Here is a 24,082-nt window from a genome sequence, read left to right as displayed (position 1 = left end):
AGGAGGTTTTTAACAGTGAATTTTACAGCCAATGATGTAGAAGATATGATAGCCGATCAGCGCGGCTATTATTTTACAGGCGTGACCAAGTCGGCGGATTTCCGCATTGCGCAGCTGCAGCGCCTAAAGTCTGCGATTCAAGCCCATGAAGGCGATATTATCGAAGCGTTACAATTGGACCTTGGAAAAAGTGAGTTTGAAGGATATGCCACGGAAGTGGGCTTTGTGCTCGATAGCATCGGCCATATGACAAAGCATCTTGAAGATTGGATGAAGCCTGAGCAAGTTAAAACGCCGATCCATTTGCAACCGGCAAAAAGCTTTATCATCCGTGAACCCTATGGCTCGGTGCTGGTTATCGGTCCGTTCAATTACCCGTTCCAATTAGTCATGGAACCGCTCATCGGTGCCTTGGCATCAGGCAATTGCGCCATCGTCAAACCATCTGAAGCGACACCGAACGTCGCACGCGTCATCCGCACAGTGTTGGAGGAGAGCTTCCAGCCGCATCACGTGAGAGTGGTCGAAGGGGAGCGCGAGGAAGTGACGGCTCTGATCCATGCTTCCTTTGATTATATTTTCTTCACCGGCAGCGTGCCGGTCGGGAAAGTGGTCATGAAAGCGGCATCCGAACGGCTTACCCCGATTACTTTGGAGCTCGGCGGCAAAAGCCCAGCAATCGTCGACCAGACGGCGAACCTGGAGCTTGCGGCAAAACGCATCGCCTGGGGCAAATTCATGAATACCGGACAAACTTGCGTGGCGCCGGATTATCTTTGTGTCCATGAGTCGGTGAAAGAAGACTTTATGAAGATCTTTATCCAGACGATCCGCAAGTTTTATGGAGACAATGCACAGGACAGCCCCGACTACGGACGCATTGTCAACGAAAAACATCATGATAGGCTGACTGACATCATCGAAAAAGAACGGGACCATATCGTTTACGGCGGTGACACTGACCGTGCCGATCGGTACATCGAACCGACCTTGCTCGATGGCATACAATGGGACAGCCCATCGATGGAAGATGAATTGTTCGGGCCGGTCTTGCCAGTCATCACCTATAACGATTTGCCGCAATTGCTGCGGGACATCCGGCGTTTGCCGAAGCCGCTTGCTGCCTATCTGTTTTCCGAGAATGACCGGGCCGTCCGGTTCTTCCTGGACCAATTGCCATTCGGTGGAGGATGCATCAACGATACCGTCTCGCATGTCGGTAGCCATTATTTGCCATTCGGAGGCGTCGGGTCATCCGGCATGAATTCGTATCATGGCAAAGCAAGTTTCGAAACCTTTACGCACGCCAAATCGATCGTCAAGAAGTCCACAAAATTGTCGACCAATTTGACGTATCCCCCTTATAAAAACCGGGCGAAATGGATCCGGACAGTATTGAAGTAGAAAGCGGCCTTTAGGTCGCTTTTTTCTTTTTGAACCTGCTATGATTAAGAAAAAAAGGGGGGGTGCGCAGATGACGGAGCGTATATTGATTGTGGAAGATGAAAAAAGTATCGCCCGCGTCCTGGAGCTGGAACTGAAATTCGAAGGTTATGAGACCGCGGTCGCTTTGACCGGTTCCGAAGCCTTGATTCATTTCAGGGAACAGGAATGGGATCTGGTGCTGCTCGATTTGATGCTGCCGGAAATCCATGGGCTTGATGTCCTGAAACGGATCCGTGCATTTGATGCCAAGTTGCCGGTCATTTTGCTGACCGCCAAAAATGATGTCAAAGACAAAGTGGCTGGGCTTGACCTTGGTGCCAATGACTATGTGACGAAACCATTTGAAATCGAGGAGCTGCTTGCCAGAATCCGCGCCAACTTAAGGGTGAAAAATCCAGTGGATGAAAATTTGCACCGTTTTGAAGAGCTCACGCTTAACGAAAGCACACGGGAAGTCGTAAGAGCGGGGCGGCAGATTGAATTGACCCCTCGTGAATTCGATCTGCTATTGTATCTAATGCGCCATCCGAAGCAAGTGCTGGGCCGTGAACAATTGTTGAATGCAGTGTGGGGCTATGATTATTATGGCGACACGAATGTCATCGATGTCTATATCCGTTATTTGCGCAAAAAGATCGACTTCGGGGAAGATGCCACCTACTTGCAGACCGTACGAGGCGTCGGGTATGTCTTGAAGGAGCAGCCTCATGAAGCTCAAGCATAAAATCCACTTGTCCTCGACTTTGTTGATGTTCTTCGTGCTGCTGATCCTGGCAGTTGTCATTTACTATTCCTTCAGCAGCCTGGCTTATGAAACGGAAGTCGAACGGCTGGAGTCGGAAGTGGAAGTCATGGTCGCGAAGTTTAATGCCAATAATAATGAAGAATTGCCGGATAATATCTTGCGAGCCTATGTGCCGGTAGACGGCTTGATCAAGGAGAAAAACCGAAGCAGCGGCTTGCTGAATACAATTATCCAAGATCCATCCGTCAGTGTAGAATTTCCAAATGATGTCGCAGACACATCCGGACATATGGCTGTTGAAGGAGAACAATTTGCCTACGTCACTGCTCCTGTGATCTGGCCTGGCGGTGAAGTGGTGGAATTGATCGTTGCCCAGTCGCTCAGGGAAGTGACCGCAAACCTCGCGACTTTGCGCTTAGTGCTCATCTCCGTCACGCTGCTCTCGATGATCCCGATTTTTCTATCGAGTGCATTGCTAGGGCGCGTGTTGACCCGCCCGATCGAAGGGCTTACCGGGACGATGCGGCGCATCCAGCGCGACGGCTCTTTTGAGAAGCTGCCTGTCGCAGGAGAATCGCGGGATGAACTAAGCCAAATGGGTGTCACCTTCAATGAAATGATCGGTTTATTGGAAGAAAACTACCGCAAGCAGGAAGAGTTCGTTTCAAATGCCTCCCATGAATTGAAAACGCCGCTGACGGTCATTTCTAGCTATGCTGATCTATTGCAGCGCAGGGGTGCACAGGACCCGGCACTGCAGGATGAAGCCTTGACTGCGATACGTGCCGAAGCGGAACGCATGCGCCAGCTGATTGAACAATTATTGCATATTGCGAGGCGCAGCCAAGCCCAAATGGATTGGCAAAAAACGGATCTGGAACCGGTGCTCAGGCAAGTCATGACAGCAATGAACGCTTCCTATGACAGGGAATTTCGCCTGCAGTCCGAACAGTCGCTGATTGTCGAAACCGACATCCAGCAGCTCAAGCAATTGCTCTACATCTTGCTCGACAATGCCCGCAAATATAGTGAAGACAGCATTGATCTGGAGGCGGGGACGGACGGTGCGGTATATATCAAAATCCGTGATTACGGCGTCGGCATCCCGAAAGAATCGTTGCCTCATGTGTTTGAACGCTTTTACCGCGTTGACAAGGCGAGAAGCCGCGAGACTGGCGGATTTGGGCTTGGCCTTTCGCTCGCCAAAGAATTGGCTGATTCTCTTCATCTTCGTCTCGAGATCGACAGCATTGAACAATTGGGGACAACGGTAACAATCGTTTTCTCACAGAATTTTAATGTTGGAGAGTTACAATCAGGACAGGAGGGATGATCATGCGAAAATGGTGGGCTATCGTTATAATCGTCATCGTATTTTCCGTCGCTGCACTGGCCTTTTTCCTGTTTCCGAGAACGGCTGCTGATTCCGTGACAATGGATGAAGCGGCGCAATCGATTGAACAGCTTTACGGCGGTTCGATTGAAAATGCTACTGAAACAGAAGGGTTTTACCAGATCGAATTCAAACGGGACGATGGAACGTATTTAGCGGCCATCAACCGCGCCGATGGACAAGTCGAATCACTTGAATTGCTGGAGAAAACCGGCCCTGCAAAAGCACTTTCTGAAGATCAAGCAAGCGAAGCGGCCACAGCAGCAGAGCCAGGTGAAATAAAAGAAATCCAATATATAGAATCGGATAATCGTTATGAAGTGGAAATCCATAGCGAGACGGAACGGAAAATCTTGGCCATTTCCGCAGAAACCGGGGAAGTGCTGGATGTCCAGACAGAAGCGCTGGAAACTCCGGCTGAGCCTGAACCGGATTCAGCGCCCGCTCAACAAGAACCGGAACGCATCATCAGCCAGGATGGGGCAATCGCTATCGCAAAAGAGACTTTGAATGGAACAGTTGACGAAGTCGAATTTGTCCAGACCACAGATGGCGGCTATTATTTGGTTGAAATGGATGATGACGCATCCGACCGGGAAGCGACGATTCAAATCCATGCGATTCGTGGAGAGACGATGACCGTGGAATGGGATGATTAAGAAGAGTTGAACGAATGCCGTTTTCACGGAATCGGGGCTGATAGGAAATCGGCTATGATTCGAGTTGAAAACGGTTTTCTTTTGAATAGATTGCGCTGAATCTGCCTGTTCTCATGAATTTCTCATCTTAGTTTAAGCACAGTTTAAGCTTTGCTGGTTATATTCAAAGTAACAAAAGAACAGGAGGAGATTAAGATGAAAAAATTGATCTATGTTTCAGCAGCGGCAGGAATTTTGGCATTCGGTGGGATTGTTCTTGCAGATACAGATGACACCGGAGCGGAGTGGGAGGCGCAAAATGTCCAAAGTGAAAAGCTATTCGAGGATTCAGAAGACCGCTCTAATGGGCAATCGGCAGATGGCGCTGTGACGGCAGAAGCTAGTGCCAAAGAGCAAGCCGGAACAAATGGCCAAGAGTTCATCGGGAAACAGCAAGCGATCGAAGCAGCACAAAACGCAGCTCCAGGAAAAGTGGAAGAGGTAGAGCGTGAGAATGATGACGGCTGGGTGTATTACGAAGTGGAGCTTGAAGATGGAAAAACCGATTACGATGTCATTGTGGATGCAGCGGATGGGACCGTGGTGTCGGTAGAGTCCGATGACGACCAAGATGACGACCAAGATGATGACGATGATAGCCGCTACGATGAAGATGATGATTGATATAAGACCTGAAAAAAACCTCTCGCCTGATTTTTAAGGCGAGAGGTTTTAATGTTTTCATTGTTCCGGCAATAGCGGCAAAGTGACGATGACGCATGCACCTTGATCTTCCGTGCTGTCGATCGCCAAGTTGCCGCCATGTTCTTGCGTGATTTTCTGGGAAATCAGTAAGCCAAGGCCGGTTCCTGTCGCTTTTGTCGTGTAGAATGGTTCGAATACACGTTCCGCCAGTTGAGGAGGAATGCCGGGGCCATCGTCTTTAAAATGGACCTTCAGCTTGTCCACATCGCGAATGGCGATGATTCTCAAGGTGCCGCCGTCTTCCATTGCTTCGATTGCGTTCTTCAATAAGTTAATGAACACTTGCTTTAAGTGATGCTCTTCGCCCTCCGCGATAAACGGGCCAGAGACTTCCGCTTTAACCGAAATATCATGGAGCACGAATTCCGGGCCGAACAGGAAGATGCATTCGTCGAGAATTTTTCCTATATCAAGTTGCTTCTTTTGAGGCGCTTGCGGTTTTGCAAGGATCAGAAATTCGCTGATGATCAAATTGATACGGTCGAGTTCCGATTGCATCAATGAAGTATAACTTGGATAGCGGTGGTTCGGGTCATTATGCATCATTTGGACAAAGCCCGAAATGACCGTCATCGGGTTGCGGATTTCATGTGCCACTCCGGCGGCAATTTCACCCGCCATCTTGAGTTTTTCCGTTTGCAAAAGCATCCGTTCGGTTTCCTTCCGGTAACTGATGTCGCGGGAAATGACCGAGGTCGCGATGACCTCCCCTTGTGAATCAAAAATCGGGGAGAGCGTGATTTGTGCAGGGAAACGCGTGCCATCTTTTTTGACATCTTCCGTTTCGAGTGTGAAACTTTCGCCTTGCCGGACTTGTTCGGCGCGCAACTCCGCTGCTTCTGCGTGTTCAGGAGGATAAAGCGCAAGTACTTTTCCGAGACATTCCTCTGCTGTCCAGCCGTATAATTGAACAAAAGCGGGATTGATCGCAATGATGCGCCCTTCGAAATCAAATACGGCGATTGCGTCTTTAGCTGCTTGGAAGAACAGATCGAGATAACCTTCTTTTGAAGTGAGCGCTTTTTCCATCGACGCATTGCGAAGTTCCAGTTGACGCCAATAATTGCTGAAATAAAAGCTATGTAAAATTGTCAGCAGCATGACCAGGCCGAAAAACATCACCATCGAAACATGGATATACTCCAAGGAACCGCTCGTTTGAAAGCGGCCGAAGACAAATGTTAAAAGAATCACTTCGATAATGGTCAAGAGCGACAGGGCAATAATGGACCGGGTATCGTTATAAAGCGAGGCCGCTACGATTGGGATGATGAAGTAAATGGCCGTGACAAACGACAGCGATTCGAATTGAAGAATTAAAATATAGACATTTAACGCAAACAATATGGCAAAACGCAACCGAGAAGGGGGCAATTTCGTATATAGTAGAGTGAATAGCACCGAGTAGGCGAGCATGCCGAAGATCGGCGCTATAATGGAAGCGTTGAAGTCGACGAAATAATTCAGAACCAAATGGGACAGGCTGCCGAAGCCGAACAGATGGATAAATAATTGATTGCGCTTGCGGGTTGTCAGTGAGCGTTCCATAATTGCACCTCATCATGCTAAGAGTCTTATTCATCTTACTATAGTCGGGACTGTGCGAAAATGGCAGTTTTTGATATGATTAAAAAATCAGGGAGTGATTAAATTGGCTTTTAACTGGAAAGAACAAGAAACAATCAGCACGTTGGAGAAACTGGTGAACATTCCAAGCCCTTCCGGCTACACGATGCAAGTGATGGATTTCGTCACGGATTTTTTCGACCAGGCAACGATTCCATACATAATCAGCAATAAAGGCGGCGTCATCGCCACGGTCAAAGGGCAGGACGACAAGCGCCACCGCTTGCTCACAGCACATGTCGATACGCTCGGTGCGATGGTGAAAGAAATCAAACCTTCGGGGCGCTTGAAGTTATCACTTGTCGGCGGATTCAAATTCAATGCCATCGAAGGCGAGAATTGCCTGATCCATACAGCCGGCGGCGAAACGATCACCGGCACGATCCTGCTCCATCAGACAACTGTCCATGTGTATCGTGATTCCGGTACAGCGGAGCGTTCGGCAGATAATATGGAAGTGCGCTTGGATATCAAATGCGATTCTGTAGAAGATGTTCGCAAACAGGGCATCGAAGTGGGCGATTTTGTTTCATTCGACCCGCGCTTCACGAAAACGGAAAGCGGATTTATCAAATCGCGCCATCTGGATGATAAAGCGAGCACGGCATTGTTGCTGGAGTTGGCAAAGCAAGCAGCAACCGGTGATCTTTTACCCCAGACAACCCATTTCTACATCTCAAATAATGAAGAAATTGGCTATGGCGGAAATTCCAATATTCCTACGGAAACAGAAGAATACATTGCTGTCGATATGGGAGCGATTGGAGATGGCCAGGCTTCGGATGAATTCACGGTTTCCATTTGCGCAAAAGATTCAAGCGGGCCTTATCATTACGGGCTGACACGCCAATTGATCGCATTAGCGAAAAAGCAGGAGATCGATTATAAAGTGGATATTTATCCGTATTATGGGTCCGATGCTTCGGCGGCAATCGGGGCAGGCGCCGATGTGAAACACGCTTTGTTCGGTCCTGGAATCGAAGCGTCCCATGCGTATGAACGAACGCATACCGATTCATTGAAAGCGACAGCAGCGCTTCTTCATGCGTATATCAACTCACCGCTCGGGTCATAATACTAGGAGGATTTCAGATGGACAGCAAGCAACTATTTTTAAATATTCCAATTTCATCCATAAAAGGAGAATTGCCGCAATCCATTTCTCATATGACAATGGATTCCCGGGAAATTGTCCAAGGCTCTCTTTTTGTCTGCATTAAAGGTTATACCGTTGACGGCCATGACTTTGCTGAACAAGCAGTGATGCAGGGTGCATCGGTCATATTGGCGGAAAAACCGCTGGCTATAGAAGGGGCAGCGGTCATCACGGTAACCGATACGAGCCGTGCGCTCGGCATGTTGGCGGCACGTTTTTACGGGCATCCTTCCAAAAAGTTGAATATGATCGGCGTGACAGGGACGAATGGAAAGACCAGCGTCGCCGGCATGTTGCACGCGATGCTCATGGAACTTGGGAAGACATCGGCTTTAACCGGTACAATCGGCTTTAATTTAAACGGGGAATTGCACCCGTCGGCGAATACGACGAGCGATGCACTGACCACCCAGCAAATGATCAGCCGTGCTTTAGAGGCGGGCAGTTCCCATATGACGATGGAAGTTTCTTCTCATGGCCTTGTATTGGGACGCTTGGCCGGTGTCGAATTCGATACGGCGATTTTCACGAATTTGACGCATGACCATCTGGATTTCCATGGAACGATGGAAGAATATGGCCACGCCAAGGGGCTGCTGTTCTCACAGCTTGGCCAGGATTTGACGCAGAACAAACGGGCGGTGCTGAATGCAGACGATGAATGGTCCGAGAAATTTGCAGCCATGACGCCTTTTCCCGTCTATACCTACGGCTTGGAAAATGAAGCGATGTTCCGTGCAGCCGATATCCGCTTGGAAGCAAGAGGGACGTCTTTTACATTGCTTTGCCCCGAGGGTGAATTTCCAGTTGAGATGAAATTGCTTGGCCATTTCAATGTCTATAACGCACTTGCGGCCATTGCCGCGTTGTCTGCAGAAGGCTATCCGATTGATCAGGTCATCGCCGCACTCGAAGCCATTTCGCCTGTCGAAGGCCGCATGCAAAAAGCGGAAATCGATGCCCCGGTGTCGGTCTTCATCGATTATGCACATACACCGGACGCCATAGAAAAAGCGATTGCCGCTGTGGAGGATTTCAAGACCGGCCGCCTTATCTTTTTGGTCGGCACAGGTGGCAACCGCGACAAGACGAAGCGGCCGATCATGGCAGAAAAAGCTTCGGTTGCAGATTACGTCGTGTTGACGACAGACGATCCGCGCTATGAACCATATGACAGCATTCTAAATGACTTGGCAGCCGGCATGCAGCACGACCACTACGCGTGCATCGGCGACCGTGAACAAGCGGTGCGCCACGCAGTGCAGCAGGCAGAAGCGGGCGATATTATCATTCTGGCCGGTAAAGGGCATGAAGATTACCAGATTATCGAAAATACGAAATATCCTCACAGCGATAAACAAATAGCAGAACAAGAAGCCCAGCGTAAATTCGGATCATAAATGGAGCGGAGAAAAATCGAAGCATTTTTCTCCGTTCATTTTTGCGTTTTTGCCGATGTCGCTTTCCGCAACTCCAGGCGATAGTTCTTGTTTTTTGAACGTCCCTTCTCTAAGATAGAGAGAGGAAATTAAAGGAGCGTATACAATGTCAGACCAATTACAACAAGCAATTGAAAGTAGAAGAACCTTCGCAATTATCTCTCACCCGGATGCCGGGAAAACGACCTTAACCGAGAAACTCTTGCTGTTCGGCGGCGCGATCCGCGATGCCGGGACGGTCAAAGGGAAAAAGACTGGCAAGTTCGCCACATCCGACTGGATGGAAATTGAGAAGCAGCGCGGCATTTCCGTCACTTCGTCCGTCATGCAATTCGATTATTCAGGACACCGCGTCAATATCCTCGACACGCCTGGTCACCAAGATTTCAGTGAAGATACGTACCGTACGTTGATGGCGGTCGACAGTGCCGTCATGATCATCGATGTCGCCAAAGGGATCGAAGCACAGACCGTGAAATTGTTCAAAGTCTGTAAGATGCGTGGCATTCCAATTTTTACATTTATCAACAAAATGGACCGCCAAGGAAAAGAGCCGCTTGAGTTGATGGAAGAGTTGGAAGAAGTGCTAGGCATCCAATCCTACGCAATGAACTGGCCAATCGGCATGGGCAAGGAATTCATGGGAATTTACGATCGCTACAACAAACGCATAGAACCATTCCGCACGGATGGAGACCGTTTCATGGAACTTGATGAAAACGGCCATCTCGCTGGCGAGCATGAAATGACGAAAACTTCCTATTATACACAAGCTCTCGAAGACATCGAGTTATTGGAGGAAGCTGGAAATGAATTTTCCATCGACCGCGTAAAAAAAGGTGAACTGACACCTGTCTTCTTCGGCTCTGCACTTGCCAATTTCGGTGTGGAAACTTTCTTGGAGACGTATCTGCAATTTGCGCCTCAGCCGCAGCCTCGCTTGACGAAACAAGAAGACATCGTGGACCCAGTGGAAACGCCATTTTCAGGATTCGTCTTCAAGATCCAAGCCAATATGAACCCGGCTCACCGAGACCGCATCGCTTTTGTACGTATCGTCTCGGGAAAATTCGACCGCGGCATGAACGTCACCCTATCCAGAACCGGTAAATCGTTCAAGCTATCCCAAACGACACAATTTTTGGCGGATGACCGGGAAATGGTATCCGAAGCCGTCGCCGGCGATATTATCGGCCTGCACGACGTCGGGAATTACCAGATCGGCGATACCATAACGAGCGGCAAAAAGTTCGAATTCGAAGCCTTGCCGCAATTCACCCCGGAATTGTTCATGAAAGTCACGGCGAAAAACGTCATGAAGCAAAAGCATTTCCATAAAGGGATCCTGCAGCTCGTGCAAGAAGGCGCAATCCAGTATTATAAAACGCTACACCTGGAAGAAGTCATTCTCGGTGCGGTCGGGCAGCTTCAGTTTGAAGTGTTCGAGCATCGCATGAAAAACGAATACAATGTCGATGTAAGAATGGAGCCAGTCGGCAATAAAATTGCGCGCTGGATCGAGAACGAAGAAGACGTCAAAGAGTCGATGTCGAGCGGCCGCTCGATGTTGGTTAAAGACCGTTACGACAACTTGGTGTTCTTGTTCGAAAATGATTTTGCAACCCGTTGGTTCCAGGACAAAAATCCGGAAATCCGCTTGTACAGCCTGCTTTAAAAGTGGAATTTTCAACAGCCTGCCTTTTCCGGCAGGCTGTTTTCTTCATTTAGCGAACAAATTTCCGAGATTCGCCGTGGTTTCCATCGAACAGGAAAAACATGGCGTTCTTGTGAACACACGGCCTCAAGTTTGCGGTATAAGGCTTTTTTTCTTATGATAAAGGGACCAGGCATAGAGAGGGATTGAACACATGAAATTAAGCGATTTTTCCATCAAACGACCAGTATTGACCATCGTCACGATGTTGTTGGTCATCATTTTAGGGGCAGTGTCATTTCTCCGCATACCTGTCACCTTGATTCCGGAATTGAATCCGCCGATCGGCGTTGTAGTCACAAACTATCCAGGGGCAAGCCCGACGGAAGTGAACGAAAAAGTAACAAAACCGCTGGAAGAGAGCTTGGCGACATTGCCAGGAATCGAATCAATTCAGTCGAACAGCCAGGAAGGATCCAATTTCATTTTGCTAGAGTTCGGATGGGATACGGATATTGATGATGTCCAGGCGGAAGTTACGCAGCGAATCGACCAGACGCCGATTCCTGACGACTCGAACGACCCCCGGTTTTTGAAGTTCGACCCTTCGCAATTCCCGATTATCCAATTATCTTTGCGCGCCACTGATGCAGAGCAGGATGTCCGGGTCATTGCCGAAGAATTGGAAACACAGCTGCGCCAGACAGATGGTGTAGCGAGCGTAAATGTTTCGGGTTCGTTGATTGAAGATATTTCCATCAAGCTGGATCCGGCAGAATTGGAAGAGCGTGGCTTACAGCAGGCAGATATCGTCCAATTGATTCAAGCGAACAATATTTCCTTGCCGGGCGACCCAATTGAAACGGAAGATGGGCGCAATTTAACGACGCGCATCGTCAGCACGTTGGAAAGTGTGGAAGACATTGAAGACCTGATCGTGACGGTCGACCCGATGTCTGGCGACAATGTTACCGTGGCCGACGTGGCTGAAGTAGCGGTGACAGAACGGGAGACCAATAGCGAAACCCGTGCCAATGAAGAACCTGCTGTTTTGCTGTCAGTGCTTCAGGAGTCTGGAGGCAATACAGCAGACGTCTCTACGGCATTCCAGGAACGCCTCGATGCATTGCTTGCTGAAGAGCGTTTTTCGGCTGTCGAAGCCGATATCCTGTTCGACCAAGGAGATTACGTTAAACTCGCCATCAATAATATCGGTCAGACCTTAATACTCGGTGGCATCTTTGCAATGCTCGTGTTGTTCTTCTTCCTTCGCGGGATCAAGAGCCCGATCATCATCGGTGTCGCGATCCCTTATTCGGTCATCGTGACCTTTGTCTTGATGTTCTTTGCCGATTTCGCTTTGAACATCTTGACGCTCGGTGCTTTGGCGCTCGGCATCGGAATGCTCGTCGATAATGCCATTGTCGTCATCGAAAACATCGAACGGCATCTGGCGATGGGCAAAAAGCCGAAACAAGCGGCATCAGACGGTTCGCGTGAAGTAGCCGGTGCAATCACCGCTTCGACATTGACGACCATTGCCGTATTCGTGCCGGTCATTTTCATCTCCGGCTTGATTGGGGAGATTTTCTTTGAATTCGCGTTGACGATTTCGTTCAGCTTGATCGCCTCGCTCGCTGTCGCCTTGACCGTCATCCCGATGATGGCCTCAAGGATGCTCGGCCAAAAAGACGGCGTACCAAAGCCGGTGAAGCCAGATTCAAAAGGCGTCCAGCGCTTTGAGAAAAGCGTCTTGTGGGCCTTGCGTCACCGCATCCTGGTGCTCTTGACAGCGCTTGTGTTCCTTGGAATCGGCGCATTTGGCGTTTCCCAAGTGGGCACTGAGTTCCTGCCGGCAACGGATGAAGGCTTTGTCAGCGTAACTGTCGAACTTGAAAACGGTTCTTCAACGTCTGCGACCAATGAAGTGGTCCAGAGCATTGAAGAAGAGCTCAAGGCTCAAGAAGACGTTGATGTGTATGTCAGCTTAATCGGTACGACCCAGCAAGGACAGGCGCAGGGCAGTGCAGAATCCAATACGGCAGAAATTTACGTGAAATTATTGCCGTTAGATGAACGCGATCGTTCGGTTTTTGAATTTGTCGATGATGTACAGCCGCAGGTGCTGGAGAAAATCGGCGACGATGCGCTCGTCAGCTTCAATCTCCAGACAGCTGCCGGCTCTACGCCGAATACATTAAGTTTTACCGTGACCGATACAGACAAGCAGCGCTTAGATGAAGCCGTGGCAGCAATCGATGAAGAGTTGTCGAGTCTGCCGAATGTTGTTGAATTGACGAATGACCGTCAGGAGACCATCGATGAAATCCAGATGACAATCGACCGGGAAGCGGCGACTGAAAACAACCTGGCGCCGGCACAAATTGCCCAGACGGTCAATAATATTACCCGCGGAGTGCTCGCCACACAAGTCATCGATGAACAGGATGAAGTGCTCAGCGTGTTCGTCTCCTATGACGAAGAACAGCGCAACAGTGTAGACAGCTTGCGTGAATTGACGCTTCGAACGCCATCCGGTGCATTCGTCGAATTGCAGGAACTGGCGGACATCGAAGTTGCACAAGGTCCTGTTTCGATCAGCCGGGTTGACCAAGCGGAAAGTGTATCCTTTACACTGCAGTATCCATCCGACCAGACTTTGGGCGATATGTCGACTGCTGTCGACACAGCTATAGCGGATCTTGATTTGTCGGAACAGACGGAAGTCTCGTTCGGAGGAGATCGAGAGCTGTTCGACGATGCGATCGATGATATGCTGCTCGCGGTCGTATTGGCGATTGTGCTCGTCTACATCGTCATGGCAGCACAGTTTGAATCGTTCAAATATCCATTGGTCATCATGTTCACGGTGCCATTGATGGTCATTGGTGTTTCCATCGCGCTATTTGTGACACAAACACCGATCAGCATTACCGCTGTTATCGGCGTGCTGGTGCTCGTCGGGATTGTCGTCAATAACGGCATCGTCCTTGTCGATTACATCAATCAGCGCAAAGCGGATGGATTAGGTTCCTTTGATGCGATTGTAACGGCAGTCCATGACCGCAGAAGGCCGATCCTGATGACGGCCTTGACGACGATTCTAGGCCTCTTGCCGTTAGCCATTGGCATCGGTGAAGGAACGGAAATCAACCAGCCGATGGGAATTGCTGTCATCGGCGGACTGATCAGTTCGACTTTCTTATCTTTATATGTCGTGCCAGTCGTCTATAGTTTATTTGACCGGGAAACACGTTTCATGAACAGCAAGAAGAGAAAACAAGCAAAAACCGGAGAATAACCAATCCTGTGCAGAATTATCTGCACAGGATTTTTTTGGATAAGTTTTATGGGCACAGCTATCCATTTTTTAGTAGAATACAGAAAAGGGGTGTGATTGGATGAAGATGATGGTGTTTACCGGGTTTCCGGGGTTTATTGCAACGCGTTTGATGGAAGCGTGCGCCCGAAAAAGGTGGGGCTTGGCGGCAATCGTCCTGCCCAGTGAAATGGAAAAAGCGCAAAAGCAGGCACTCAGCATTGAGGGGAAGACAGGCTGCGGGCCGATCCGCTTACTGCCGGGAGATATCACGGTAGAAGGCTTGGCGCTTTCACGAGAAGACCGGTCCTGGCTTGGAAAACAGCAACTCGTCTTTTGGCATTTGGCGGCAATCTATGATTTGGCGGTGCCGGAAGATATAGCGAAAAAAGTCAACATCCTAGGCACTCAAAACGTTAATGATTTAGTGAAAACACTCGATAAACTGGAGCGCTATATGTATTTCAGCACGGCGTATATCGCTGGAAAGCGTGAAGGACTGTTGCTCGAAAGTGAACTCATCCGTCCGGAATCATTTAAAAACCATTACGAAGAAACTAAATTTGAAGCAGAACTTCTCGTTGAACAATTGAAAAAGGAAGTGCCGACGACCATCATCCGTCCAGGAATTGTCAGGGGTCATTCCGCAAGTGGCGAAACCTCTAAATTCGATGGGCCCTATTTTTTTTTGAATATGATCGACCGGATGAGGCATTTACCTGCCATTCCATACATCGGACACTCGAACACAGTCATTAACGTCGTGCCTGTCGATTACATCTTGGATGCCACCGTGTATTTGAGCGAACTTAAAAAGGCCGAGTCTGCGACGGTTCATCTAACCGACCCCAATCCTCATCCTGTAGAGGAAGTGTACCGGGCAATGGTCCATGAAATGACCGGGCGTTATCCGAAAGGAAGGATCCCGAAAAAACTGGCGGCTATATCGATGAAGGCGCCGGCGATCCGTAAATATCTCGGTGTCGAAGCGGAAACTTTGGATTATATGGACTGGCAAGCGCAATTCGATACGCGAAACGCCCAGTCTTTATTGGAAGGAAGCGGCATCCGCCCGGCGGATTTTCTGGAAACGATTCCGGCAATGGTGGAGTTCTACAACATACATAAAGAAGACCGCAAATACCACGTGACAATCGCCTAATTGTTTACACTGTCCGTACAAGTGCTATAATACATCTACAGACCAATAATTCGAACTCTCGACAAAGGGGAGTAGCTATAGGGAAACCTATTTCACAGTCGTCAAGACGTGGCTTGTGGCCATCGGTTGTGATAGCGGCACATTACGACGCTTAGCAAGACCTTTGCCTTTTATTAGGCATGGGTCTTTTTTGTCGGGAAAAAATAGGAGGGGAATTATGGATACTATCTTATTGGAATATGCATGGGTGCTGCTTGTGCTCATCGGGCTGGAAGGTTTGCTCGCTGCAGATAATGCGGTGGTTATGGCTGTCATGGTCAAGCATTTGCCGAAACCCCAGCAGAAAAAGGCCTTGTTCTACGGTTTGGCAGGAGCATTTATCTTCCGTTTTGCAGCTTTGTTCATGATCACATTCTTGGTGAATATCTGGCAGATTCAGGCCCTTGGCGCAGCCTATCTGTTGTTTATCGCGGTCAAGCACATATATGACCAGCGCAAAGGGAAAGAACATACAATAGAACCCGAAACAACAAAAGGATCGGGATTCTGGATGACCGTCTTAAAAGTGGAATTGGCAGATATCGCCTTTGCCGTCGACTCAATGCTCGCGGCCGTTGCACTCGCGGTAACATTGCCGCATCTTGGCGATTTTGACATCGGCGGCATCAATGGCGGACAGTTTGGCGTCATGCTTGCAGGTGGGTTGATCGGTGTAATCATCATGCGTTTTGCGGCCCATAAATTCGTCCGGCTGTTGGAGAAATACCCACAGCTTGAAACGGCGGCATTCGTCGTGGTCGGCTGGGTAGGGGTCAAATTGGTCGTTTTGACCTTATCCCACGACAAACTTGGTGTCTTACCGCATGATTTTCCGCATTCGACGGCGTGGACAATTACTTTCTGGCTTGTGCTTTTAGGCATCGTCTTGACCGGAGTGTTTACAGGTCTTAAAAAGAATAAAGAACAAAACGCTTAATTGAATAAAGATTGGTCGAATAGCCTTGCGGAGCATTTTCTCCGCAGGGCTATTTTTATGCATTGCTTCATTAGTAACGGACACAAACACTCGCTGTCACACGAATGTAATACTTAGCAAGACCGCCTCAATCTTCCAAATTCCTGGACTGAAAGATACAATAGAGAAAAAGGAATTGAAATGAGGTGAGTTGCATGCTATTGACTGCTTTGGGCGGTTTGTTTGGATATGGAGCAGAAATGCCCGCTGAAACATTGGTGAAGCTCGCACAACAAGGCGATGAAGAGGCCGAAGAGCAATTGATTTCTTCACATATCCCGTTCGTGAAAAAAACCGCCGCACAAGTATGCAAGCGGTTCATCGATGATAATCAGGATGAATTCAGCATCGCGCTCTTGGCATTTCATGAGGCAATGCGCCAATACCGTCCGGGACATGAGGCGTCGTTTTTAACTTTCGCGCATATGGTCATCAGGCGCAGAGTAATTGACCATATCCGGAAAGAAAGCAAGCGTCTGGAATTCAGCCATGATTTCACAGCATCGCCGAATGAAGACCATCACAACTATATCGGCGACCGGGCATCATCGGCTCTCTATTCAGAACAGGAGCAGATTGCCAAGCGGCGTGAAGAGATTGTCCAATTCGAGGAAATGCTCTCAGAGTTCGGCTTATCTTTCCAAATGATCGCCAAAGTTTCTCCTGCACATGAAGACGCCAGGAGAAATGCAATCCAAATCGCGCAATTGGTAGCGGAAACGGATGAATACAAACACTTCTTGCTTGATAAGAAAAAACTGCCGGTCAAACATATCGAGGAACTTGTCCAGGTCTCGAGAAAAACTATTGAGAGAAACAGGAAATACATAATTGCAATGTCGCTATTGATAATGAGCGAGTTGCATTATTTAAAAGATTATTTAAAGGAGCGGTTGAACTGATGCGAATGCGAAAAGGCATATGTATGGAACTTGATGGAGACCGTTCTGTCTACATGCTTGCAGATGGCAGCTTTGTAACCGGCAGGCCGACAGGGAGTACGGTAGTGGGAGAAGAGGCATATTTCGAATCCGTAAAAGCTTCGAACCGCCGATTCAAGCCGTTTACCGTGCCGCTCATAGCTTCGGTCGCGGCTCTATTCTTACTGATTTCCACATGGATGCTCCCCGCCGAAGAAGCTTATGGCTATGTACAAGTTGAATCAAACCCGGGAATCGAACTCGGCGTAGACGAGGCCTGGCACGTCATTTCGCTGAGGGAGCTGAATGAGGACGGCAAAAAATTGATTGCTCAATTAACCGATTGGGAAAATCGTGAACTCGAAGTGGTTTTAGAGAACGTGCTTGCCTTATCCGTGGATGAAGATACAGAGCATGTGACGATTACCACGATACGAGGAGATGGAGAATCGGATGCCGCGATTAACGTGGAACAGATCGCATTGGCGGCACTGTTTGCCGGCAGCAATAAAAACTTGCGGGTGCATTTGAAAGAAGCGAATAAAAAGCAATGGCGCGAGGCAAAAGAACAACAAGTGCCAGTCGCGAAGCTAATCGAAAAAGACCGAACTTTCACGTCGCCAAAGAAACAAGAAAATGATGTCCAGCCTGCGCAAAATGAAGAAAAAAATACGCAGGGAAAAAAAGCACCGGATAGCCAGGAGGCCCCTTCGAAAGCTGAAGATCCTGCTACTCCAAAGGCTAAACCGAAAAATGAGCCTTCCTCTCCGGGCAATAGCCAATCAAACAAAACACAAAAGTCGGATACACAGGCAAATCCTGTTCCAGAAAAGAAATCTGTTCCGGAAAAGAAACCTGTTCCAGAAAAGAAACCTGACAGCAAATCAAAAGAACCTGGCTCCAACGCTCCAGCAGCAAAAAAAGTACCGAAAAAACCAGAAAAACCTGAGCCGGCTAAACCGAAAAGCCCGAATGCTGGAAAAGGCAACAACGCTGGGAATTCAAAAGCTGAAACAAAAGCGAAAAAAGAAAAGCCTTCTTCCGGAAAGAACAAAACTGAACAACCGTCCAAAGACAATAACGGCAAAGACAAACCAAAAGAAAAGGACAGTAAAAAAGGCAATTCTAACAGCAACAGCAACAGCAACAGCAACAGCAACAGCAACAGCAACAATAATAGCGGCAATTCTTCCAAAGTAGATGGGGCGAAGATAGCGGAACCAAAGGACTTGAAAGCTGAACAGGCCAAACCCCATGTGAAGGAAAAGGGAGTCTCGGATTCACCCAAAGCCGATGAAAAGAAATCTCCAAAAGCAGACAAGCAAGACAAGAAAGATAAGAAAAATCCATAATGCCTTCTGTGAATGGCGCTTATTCCTTCAAATCCGCATTCAGCGGTGTAACTCAAAGGAATAAGCGCTTATTCTGCGGCAGTGGAAAATAAGACAGGAAAAGCGGCTCTTTTGCATTGGAACAGATAAAGCGGACTGTGCTTTACAAAAAAGCCCTTTTCTTTTCCCCGTACTTTACATAGAATGGGAAGAGAGTCAGTTGCGGAAGGGAATTTTACGCCTATGAATAAATCATTTCAACGTGTCCGAAATCTTACACCTGCACAGGCAATCGTGGCGTATTATTTCGTAGCGATTGCTTTTTCCTTTTTGCTCCTGCGGCTTCCAGGAGTCCTGCAGCCTGGGGTGAGCATGACCTATATCGACACATTATTTACCGCCGTCAGCGCTGTCAGCGTCACCGGCCTGACCGTCATAGATGTATCGCAAACATTATCGGTGTTTGGCATCATCGTGTTGATGGTGATTCTGCAATTCGGGGGCATCGGCATCATGTCGATCGGGACATTTTTCTGGATCCTGCTCGGCAAACGGATCGGGCTGAGAGAGCGCCAATTGATCATGGTCGACCATAACCAGTCGAGCATGTCCGGCGTCGTGAAATTGATCACTGAAATTGTCAAGATCCTGTTGTTGATCGAAGCGATCGGCGCGCTCATATTGACCGTCTATTTCACGCAGTATTTCTATAGTTTCAGCGAAGCTCTATTGCACGGCGTTTTCGGATCGGTCACAGCCACAACTAATGGCGGGTTCGATATTACCGGCGCGTCCCTGCAGCCTTACGTCGATGACTATTTTGTCCAGATCGTCAATATGCTGCTGATTATCCTTGGTGCGATCGGTTTTCCGGTATTGATCGAGTTGAAAGAGTTTTTGTCGAACGAGACAAAAAATTTCCGGTTCTCGCTGTTCACCAAGATTACGACGAGCATCTTCGGCATGCTCTTGGTCGTCGGCACGGTCGGGATCTTGATTTTGGAGTCGGTCAATGCCTTTAAAGGGATGTCGTGGCACCAGACCTTTTTCGGGGCCCTGTTCCATTCTGTGTCATCCCGCTCCGGCGGGTTGGTCACCATCGATATCACCCAGTTCAGCGACGCGACCAATGTATTCATGAGTGCGCTTATGTTTATCGGAGCCTCGCCAAGTTCGGCAGGCGGCGGTATTCGGACGACCACTTTTGCGATCGCTATCCTGTTTTTGATTAATTTTGCGAGAGGCAAGAACACGATCCAGATTTTCAACCGTGAAATCGAGTTGATTGATGTGTTCCGGTCATTTGCGGTCCTCTTCCTTGCAGGCACAATGGTCATCGTCGCGACGATGCTGTTGATCATCACTGAACCGAACGCATCCATCGTGGAAATTCTCTTTGAGATCACTTCAGCGTTCGGTACGTGCGGTATGTCGCTCGGGCTGACGAGTGAATTATCCTCGATCGGCAAAGTGATCGTCATGGTCCTGATGTTCATCGGGCGGGTCGGCTTGATTTCCTTCTTGTTCACCATCGGCGGCAAGACGGATCCGACGAAATTCCATTATCCGAAAGAACGCGTGATTATCGGATAAGTCAACTGCACGTGCTATTCGGCTGTCAAAGGGATATAATTGAAATAATCGAGTAATCATAGCGGAAATGAGTGAACGAAAATGAATGAAGACATCAAACAGTCATTGAAACTGTTTATCGTTTTGTCCCGTGCACATAAAGCGATTTCAGAACAAACCAACCAATTTTTCCAGGAAAACGGCGTTAATCCAACAGAATTTGCGGTGTTGGAGCTGCTCTATCATAAAGGGCGGCAGCCGTTGCAGAAAATCGGCGGTAAAATTTTACTTGCCAGCGGGTCGATCACCTATGTCATCGACAAGCTGGAAAAACGCGGGTTTATCACGCGTGTCAATTGTCCGACAGACCGCCGCATCACTTATGCGGAAATTACGGAAGAAGGCAAGACATTCATGGCAGACATCTTCCCGGCACACGAGCAAAAGCTTCACGAACTGACGGCAGCTTTATCATCGGAAGAAAAAGAGCAGGCCATCGAATTGATGAAGAAAATCGGCTTGTCGATCAAAGACTTGTCCTATTGAAAAAAGATCCTCCGCTTGGGAGGATCTTTTTTTATTTCTGCACACGTTCGATCGTTTGGGCCATTTGGATGAAATCGTCCCTCGCTTCGACGGTGCTATGGTCAAAGATCGTCACACGAACCACGATATTATCGGATTCGAAGGCGATGCCGGTTACGTGGCCTTCAGCCGTTTCCACTTCATAGGCTACTGAATTGCTGAATGCGGAGCTATCATAGTCTGTGAACTCAGCCAGTTCAGCATCAGGATTAGAAGCCTGGACAGTATCTTGTGTATTGCTAACCAGCTCATCGAAATCGATATCACTTGGATAATAAGTTTCAACACGCATGAAGACGGCATCGTTTTCCTGCAGGAAGATGACGTCGCGGTTCGGTTCTTCTGCAGTGAACTCATAGCCATCCAGCACATGGAGCTGATAAGCCTGGTTATCGCTCATCGTCAGCTCGCCTTCAGGAGTCTCGCTATGTTCGTTGCCGGAACTAGCTTCAGGCTCTTCAGGTGCTTCTTCAGGCGTTTCCATGTCTTGTGTCGTGTCGCTGCTTTCTTCCTCAGTTGTCTCGGCTGGTTCCGTCTCAGGCTCTTCTCCTGCAAGGTCTGCAGTTCCGCAGCCTGTAAGCAGAATCCCGGCAGTGAGGATAGCTGGAATGAATAAGGCATTCTTTTTCATGAGTTGAATTCCTCCTTCCAATTTCCCAATTAGATGGGCAGAAGGAGGGAATGTTTCAAGCAGTTCGCTAAGGCCATTTGTGCGAAACCGGCATTTAGCTTAAACCGGCAGCGGCATGACGATGAACAAGAGCACCAGGACAATCAAATGAGTGATGATCAACAGCGGCATGCTGCGTTTCCATTCATACAGGATGCCGAGTAATGCCCCTGCCACAATGCCTGCCACAATACTTGGCCAAAAGCCGCTGAAGGCAAGCGCGATGCCGAATAAGAGGGATGAACCTAAAATGGCGAACGGCAGTTTCATGTATTTTTTCAATTGCTGTTGGATATAGCCTCGCCAAAAGAGTTCTTCACCTGGAACGATGACAAACATCAATAATAGGTAATGCCAGATGCTTGTAGGGGCGAACAGGGTTTGCATGGCGGTGACGGGGCCTTCCACATTAAGCGGAAGGATATCGAAGAATAGATAACCGAACGCCAGGAAGGCATAGATCATCCCCCCGAACAAGGTACCGTACACTAGTGATTTCCAGGTTTTCATTTCATCGAATACAGCGTAATTGATAAGTGCAATCGACATCAGCACCAGAATGGCAAACGTATACATATACCAGAAGATGGCTGTATTTTCGAAAGCTAGATGGTACAAATAAAGAGAAAGCGGCAATAGCCAAATAAGCGTATGGCGCTTTAATAGAGTAAGCATAGAAAAAATCCTCCTAAAATCAACAAAGGCTGCCCGGATTGGGGGCAAAGCGCAATGTGGCTGGACGGGTATGGTTTCGTCCGTATAGTATTATAACAGAAGGGTTTTAACAACACGAAAGGAAAGGAGAACATTTCATGACTGATTATGCGAACGAACTGGAGCGATTGAAAAATGGCGAGATCGACACGCTGGATATTCCAAAAGACGAATTTCTTGAGTTCCGCAAGATATTGACTGAACGGGAAGACTTTAAACATTTTCGGGGGACGGCATTCCATCACGGCAAGACGCAATATGAATATACGGTAGAACCGTCCAAATAAAGTCGCAACATAATGAGGCGGCGCCGGAAAATCATGTAATGAAATTTTTTTTTGAGAAAAAGGTTTATCCTATGTTTGGAGGGGGCATAGTATACTTGAACACAGCAACATTCTCATTTCCCCCTTTTGTGGTCGGCCCTTTATGGACCGGCCTTTTTTTTATGCCAAAAAAGAAGAGTGAATAGACTGATGATTTTTGCTATTATGGAAATATAAAGGAGGCAATCAAATGAAAATTGGATTTATCGGTACCGGGGTCATGGGCAATAGCATAGGACGCCATTTGCTGGAGGGCGGCCATGAACTTTCCGTATTTACGAGAACGGCCAAGAAAGCTGAGGATTTACTGGAACAAGGCGCGTCCTGGAAAAACAATCCGAAGGAACTGGCGGCAGATGCGGAAGTGATCTTTACGATGGTCGGATACCCATCGGACGTGCAGGAAATCTATTTCGGGGAAAACGGCTTGTTGGCAAATGCCGTCGAAGGAACGGTGCTTATCGACTTGACTACTTCCCAGCCAAAGCTGGCGCAGGAAATTGCAGGCGCTGCACGGGCTAAAGGCTTGCATGCCCTGGATGCGCCAGTCTCTGGAGGGGACATAGGCGCCAAGAATGCAGTGCTGTCTGTCATGGTCGGCGGCGAAGAAGAGGTTTTCAATCGCTTGCTTCCACTGTTTCGTTTGTTTGCGGGCAATATCATTCTGCAAGGGCCGGCGGGTTCCGGACAGCATACAAAGATGTGCAACCAGATCAATATCGCCAATAATATGCTGGGGGTCTGTGAATCTCTCATATACGCGAAAAAAGCAGGGCTCGATCCCGAGAACGTATTGCGCTCCATTTCAGCTGGTGCAGCCGGATCTTGGTCCTTGTCGAATTTAGCCCCGAAAATGATCGAAGGCGATTTCCGTCCAGGATTTTACATTAAGCATTTCATCAAGGATATGAAAATAGCGGTAGAGGAATCCGAGCGATGGGGCCTGGACCTTCCAGGGCTGAAATTATCACTCGGGATTTATGAGGAATTGGAACGTGCAGGAGATGGGGACCTAGGCACCCAAGCATTGATCCGCCATTTCGATTTTGCGGAAAAATAAGCACAAAAAAACCGGCAGTACAGAACCGCCGGCCGGCTCAATCAAAATAGGATTTTTTCGGTGAATAGAAACGATTCATTTCTTTCGGTTCGTAGCGCTTGGAAAAAGCCGAGATGGCAGGCTTTTTATCCGGCGCCTCCAGCCCGGTGTAATTTTGAAGCAATTCTTTTGCATGTTTCAAATTCATGCGGCTCGGTGGATTGCGATAGGATTCATCCAAATCTCCAAAATGCTCAAGCGAATGGAAGTCTTCCTTTTTGGGGAGCATGTGGAAATAATAATTGCCGCATTTCACGAGGACAGATGATTGTTGTTGGCTTTTTCGGGGGTTTTTACTGAAGTGCAGGCCTAGTTTTTGTGCCCGTTTTTGTTGAATCATCAGATTCAATGCTTGCTTTTTTAATGCATACAGAAATTGATTATCAGGAGCAGTCTTAGCGTGGCGGTTGACAGTGAAAATAGCTTGTGCGATTTCCGAATCTTTCGTCGTTTGGGACATGGGCTCATTCCTTTCGCAATAGTGGATTGATCAGTCTTTGTTCATCA

Annotated in this window: 21 protein-coding genes; 17 read left to right on the top strand and 4 right to left on the bottom strand. The window is 48.3% G+C overall.

Annotation, left to right across the window (positions count from 1 at the left end):
* Positions 1-15: 15 nt before the first annotated feature.
* The 5 genes from M1Q06_RS11000 (at position 16) to M1Q06_RS10980 (ending at position 4,906) form a co-directional block, all read left to right on the top strand.
* A complete protein-coding gene (locus M1Q06_RS11000; RefSeq protein WP_434399594.1) occupies positions 16-1,404 on the top strand; it encodes an aldehyde dehydrogenase in 1,389 nt (462 codons plus the stop codon).
* Between the two features lie 70 nt (positions 1,405-1,474).
* Positions 1,475-2,170: a response regulator transcription factor gene (locus M1Q06_RS10995; protein ID WP_434399593.1), complete on the top strand. Its 696-nt coding sequence runs from the start codon at positions 1,475-1,477 to the stop codon at positions 2,168-2,170.
* Entirely contained in the window at positions 2,154-3,524 is a 1,371-nt protein-coding gene (locus M1Q06_RS10990) for a sensor histidine kinase (RefSeq protein ID WP_434399592.1), read from the top strand. The genes M1Q06_RS10995 and M1Q06_RS10990 overlap by 17 nt, the downstream gene beginning before the upstream one ends.
* A gap of 2 nt (positions 3,525-3,526) precedes the next feature.
* Entirely contained in the window at positions 3,527-4,243 is a 717-nt protein-coding gene (locus M1Q06_RS10985) for a PepSY domain-containing protein (protein WP_434399591.1), read from the top strand.
* A 195-nt stretch (positions 4,244-4,438) separates the two neighbouring features.
* Positions 4,439-4,906 carry a PepSY domain-containing protein gene (locus M1Q06_RS10980; protein WP_434399590.1) on the top strand — a complete coding sequence of 156 codons (468 nt, stop codon included), beginning with the start codon at positions 4,439-4,441 and terminating at the stop codon, positions 4,904-4,906.
* A gap of 57 nt (positions 4,907-4,963) precedes the next feature.
* On the opposite strand, the gene M1Q06_RS10975 is transcribed toward M1Q06_RS10980, so the two are convergent.
* Positions 4,964-6,535, bottom strand: a complete 1,572-nt coding sequence (locus tag M1Q06_RS10975; RefSeq protein WP_434399589.1) for an ATP-binding protein — start codon at positions 6,533-6,535, stop codon at positions 4,964-4,966.
* 103 nt (positions 6,536-6,638) lie between these two features.
* Here M1Q06_RS10975 and M1Q06_RS10970 point away from each other — a divergent pair, with 103 nt between their 5' ends.
* The 10 genes from M1Q06_RS10970 to M1Q06_RS10925 all read left to right on the top strand — a co-directional run bounded on the left by M1Q06_RS10970 (position 6,639) and on the right by M1Q06_RS10925 (position 20,727).
* Positions 6,639-7,688: a M42 family metallopeptidase gene (locus M1Q06_RS10970; protein WP_434399588.1), complete on the top strand. Its 1,050-nt coding sequence runs from the start codon at positions 6,639-6,641 to the stop codon at positions 7,686-7,688.
* A 17-nt stretch (positions 7,689-7,705) separates the two neighbouring features.
* Entirely contained in the window at positions 7,706-9,169 is a 1,464-nt protein-coding gene (locus M1Q06_RS10965; protein ID WP_434399587.1) for a UDP-N-acetylmuramoyl-L-alanyl-D-glutamate--2,6-diaminopimelate ligase, read from the top strand.
* Between the two features lie 145 nt (positions 9,170-9,314).
* On the top strand, positions 9,315-10,883 hold the full coding sequence (locus M1Q06_RS10960; RefSeq protein ID WP_121297835.1) for a peptide chain release factor 3: 1,569 nt from the start codon (positions 9,315-9,317) through the stop codon (positions 10,881-10,883).
* A 193-nt stretch (positions 10,884-11,076) separates the two neighbouring features.
* Positions 11,077-14,163, top strand: coding sequence for an efflux RND transporter permease subunit (locus M1Q06_RS10955; protein WP_434399586.1), 3,087 nt, complete (start codon positions 11,077-11,079; stop codon positions 14,161-14,163).
* A 100-nt stretch (positions 14,164-14,263) separates the two neighbouring features.
* Positions 14,264-15,343: an SDR family oxidoreductase gene (locus tag M1Q06_RS10950; RefSeq protein WP_434399585.1), complete on the top strand. Its 1,080-nt coding sequence runs from the start codon at positions 14,264-14,266 to the stop codon at positions 15,341-15,343.
* Between the two features lie 217 nt (positions 15,344-15,560).
* Positions 15,561-16,319 (top strand): TerC family protein, encoded by a 759-nt coding sequence (locus M1Q06_RS10945; RefSeq protein ID WP_434399584.1) that lies wholly within the window; start codon positions 15,561-15,563, stop codon positions 16,317-16,319.
* Positions 16,320-16,513: 194 nt separating this feature from the next.
* Positions 16,514-17,260, top strand: coding sequence for an RNA polymerase sigma-I factor (sigI, locus tag M1Q06_RS10940; RefSeq protein WP_434399583.1), 747 nt, complete (start codon positions 16,514-16,516; stop codon positions 17,258-17,260).
* Complete coding sequence (locus M1Q06_RS10935) at positions 17,260-18,630, top strand: anti-sigma-I factor RsgI family protein (RefSeq protein WP_434399582.1); 1,371 nt, start codon at positions 17,260-17,262, stop codon at positions 18,628-18,630. Before sigI ends, M1Q06_RS10935 begins: the two co-directional genes overlap by 1 nt.
* 222 nt (positions 18,631-18,852) lie before the next feature.
* Complete coding sequence (locus tag M1Q06_RS10930; protein ID WP_216968987.1) at positions 18,853-20,202, top strand: TrkH family potassium uptake protein; 1,350 nt, start codon at positions 18,853-18,855, stop codon at positions 20,200-20,202.
* 81 nt (positions 20,203-20,283) lie between these two features.
* A complete protein-coding gene (locus tag M1Q06_RS10925) occupies positions 20,284-20,727 on the top strand; it encodes a MarR family winged helix-turn-helix transcriptional regulator (RefSeq protein ID WP_121297828.1) in 444 nt (147 codons plus the stop codon).
* A gap of 31 nt (positions 20,728-20,758) precedes the next feature.
* Here M1Q06_RS10925 and M1Q06_RS10920 read toward each other — a convergent pair whose 3' ends face one another.
* Positions 20,759-21,397, bottom strand: coding sequence for a hypothetical protein (locus M1Q06_RS10920; RefSeq protein ID WP_434399581.1), 639 nt, complete (start codon positions 21,395-21,397; stop codon positions 20,759-20,761).
* 99 nt (positions 21,398-21,496) lie between these two features.
* Positions 21,497-22,111 carry a lysostaphin resistance A-like protein gene (locus M1Q06_RS10915; RefSeq protein ID WP_434399580.1) on the bottom strand — a complete coding sequence of 205 codons (615 nt, stop codon included), beginning with the start codon at positions 22,109-22,111 and terminating at the stop codon, positions 21,497-21,499.
* A 137-nt stretch (positions 22,112-22,248) separates the two neighbouring features.
* Between M1Q06_RS10915 and M1Q06_RS10910 the strand changes: the two genes are divergently transcribed.
* Together M1Q06_RS10910 and M1Q06_RS10905 are read left to right on the top strand one after the other, a co-directional pair.
* Positions 22,249-22,437 carry a hypothetical protein gene (locus tag M1Q06_RS10910; RefSeq protein ID WP_274624147.1) on the top strand — a complete coding sequence of 63 codons (189 nt, stop codon included), beginning with the start codon at positions 22,249-22,251 and terminating at the stop codon, positions 22,435-22,437.
* Between the two features lie 229 nt (positions 22,438-22,666).
* Positions 22,667-23,536 carry an NAD(P)-dependent oxidoreductase gene (locus M1Q06_RS10905; RefSeq protein WP_434399579.1) on the top strand — a complete coding sequence of 290 codons (870 nt, stop codon included), beginning with the start codon at positions 22,667-22,669 and terminating at the stop codon, positions 23,534-23,536.
* Between the two features lie 37 nt (positions 23,537-23,573).
* On the opposite strand, the gene M1Q06_RS10900 is transcribed toward M1Q06_RS10905, so the two are convergent.
* Positions 23,574-24,035, bottom strand: a complete 462-nt coding sequence (locus M1Q06_RS10900; protein ID WP_121297823.1) for a YkyB family protein — start codon at positions 24,033-24,035, stop codon at positions 23,574-23,576.
* Positions 24,036-24,082: the final 47 nt, after the last annotated feature.

Origin of the sequence: Planococcus sp. 11815 (assembly GCF_051096385.1) — a bacterium.
Taxonomy (GTDB): Bacteria; Bacillota; Bacilli; order Bacillales_A; family Planococcaceae; genus Planococcus; species Planococcus citreus.
The sequence above is the reverse complement of the archived record's forward strand: the minus strand, read 5'-3'. Positions and strand labels throughout refer to the sequence as shown.

What these genes read in the sequence shown, in the direction of transcription:
- M1Q06_RS10910 (WP_274624147.1), top strand. Translation starts at nt 22,249, where the DNA reads ATGACTGATTATGCGAACGAACTGGAGCGATTGAAAAATGGCGAGATC.
- M1Q06_RS10985 (WP_434399591.1), top strand. Translation starts at nt 3,527, where the DNA reads ATGCGAAAATGGTGGGCTATCGTTATAATCGTCATCGTATTTTCCGTC.
- M1Q06_RS10965 (WP_434399587.1), top strand. Translation starts at nt 7,706, where the DNA reads ATGGACAGCAAGCAACTATTTTTAAATATTCCAATTTCATCCATAAAA.
- M1Q06_RS10900 (WP_121297823.1), bottom strand. Translation starts at nt 24,035, where the DNA reads ATGTCCCAAACGACGAAAGATTCGGAAATCGCACAAGCTATTTTCACT.
- M1Q06_RS10945 (WP_434399584.1), top strand. Translation starts at nt 15,561, where the DNA reads ATGGATACTATCTTATTGGAATATGCATGGGTGCTGCTTGTGCTCATC.
- M1Q06_RS10930 (WP_216968987.1), top strand. Translation starts at nt 18,853, where the DNA reads ATGAATAAATCATTTCAACGTGTCCGAAATCTTACACCTGCACAGGCA.
- M1Q06_RS10935 (WP_434399582.1), top strand. Translation starts at nt 17,260, where the DNA reads ATGCGAATGCGAAAAGGCATATGTATGGAACTTGATGGAGACCGTTCT.
- sigI (WP_434399583.1), top strand. Translation starts at nt 16,514, where the DNA reads ATGCTATTGACTGCTTTGGGCGGTTTGTTTGGATATGGAGCAGAAATG.
- M1Q06_RS10915 (WP_434399580.1), bottom strand. Translation starts at nt 22,111, where the DNA reads ATGCTTACTCTATTAAAGCGCCATACGCTTATTTGGCTATTGCCGCTT.
- M1Q06_RS10925 (WP_121297828.1), top strand. Translation starts at nt 20,284, where the DNA reads ATGAATGAAGACATCAAACAGTCATTGAAACTGTTTATCGTTTTGTCC.
- M1Q06_RS10980 (WP_434399590.1), top strand. Translation starts at nt 4,439, where the DNA reads ATGAAAAAATTGATCTATGTTTCAGCAGCGGCAGGAATTTTGGCATTC.
- M1Q06_RS10975 (WP_434399589.1), bottom strand. Translation starts at nt 6,535, where the DNA reads ATGGAACGCTCACTGACAACCCGCAAGCGCAATCAATTATTTATCCAT.
- M1Q06_RS10950 (WP_434399585.1), top strand. Translation starts at nt 14,264, where the DNA reads ATGAAGATGATGGTGTTTACCGGGTTTCCGGGGTTTATTGCAACGCGT.
- M1Q06_RS10960 (WP_121297835.1), top strand. Translation starts at nt 9,315, where the DNA reads ATGTCAGACCAATTACAACAAGCAATTGAAAGTAGAAGAACCTTCGCA.
- M1Q06_RS10990 (WP_434399592.1), top strand. Translation starts at nt 2,154, where the DNA reads ATGAAGCTCAAGCATAAAATCCACTTGTCCTCGACTTTGTTGATGTTC.
- M1Q06_RS10920 (WP_434399581.1), bottom strand. Translation starts at nt 21,397, where the DNA reads ATGAAAAAGAATGCCTTATTCATTCCAGCTATCCTCACTGCCGGGATT.
- M1Q06_RS10995 (WP_434399593.1), top strand. Translation starts at nt 1,475, where the DNA reads ATGACGGAGCGTATATTGATTGTGGAAGATGAAAAAAGTATCGCCCGC.
- M1Q06_RS10905 (WP_434399579.1), top strand. Translation starts at nt 22,667, where the DNA reads ATGAAAATTGGATTTATCGGTACCGGGGTCATGGGCAATAGCATAGGA.
- M1Q06_RS10955 (WP_434399586.1), top strand. Translation starts at nt 11,077, where the DNA reads ATGAAATTAAGCGATTTTTCCATCAAACGACCAGTATTGACCATCGTC.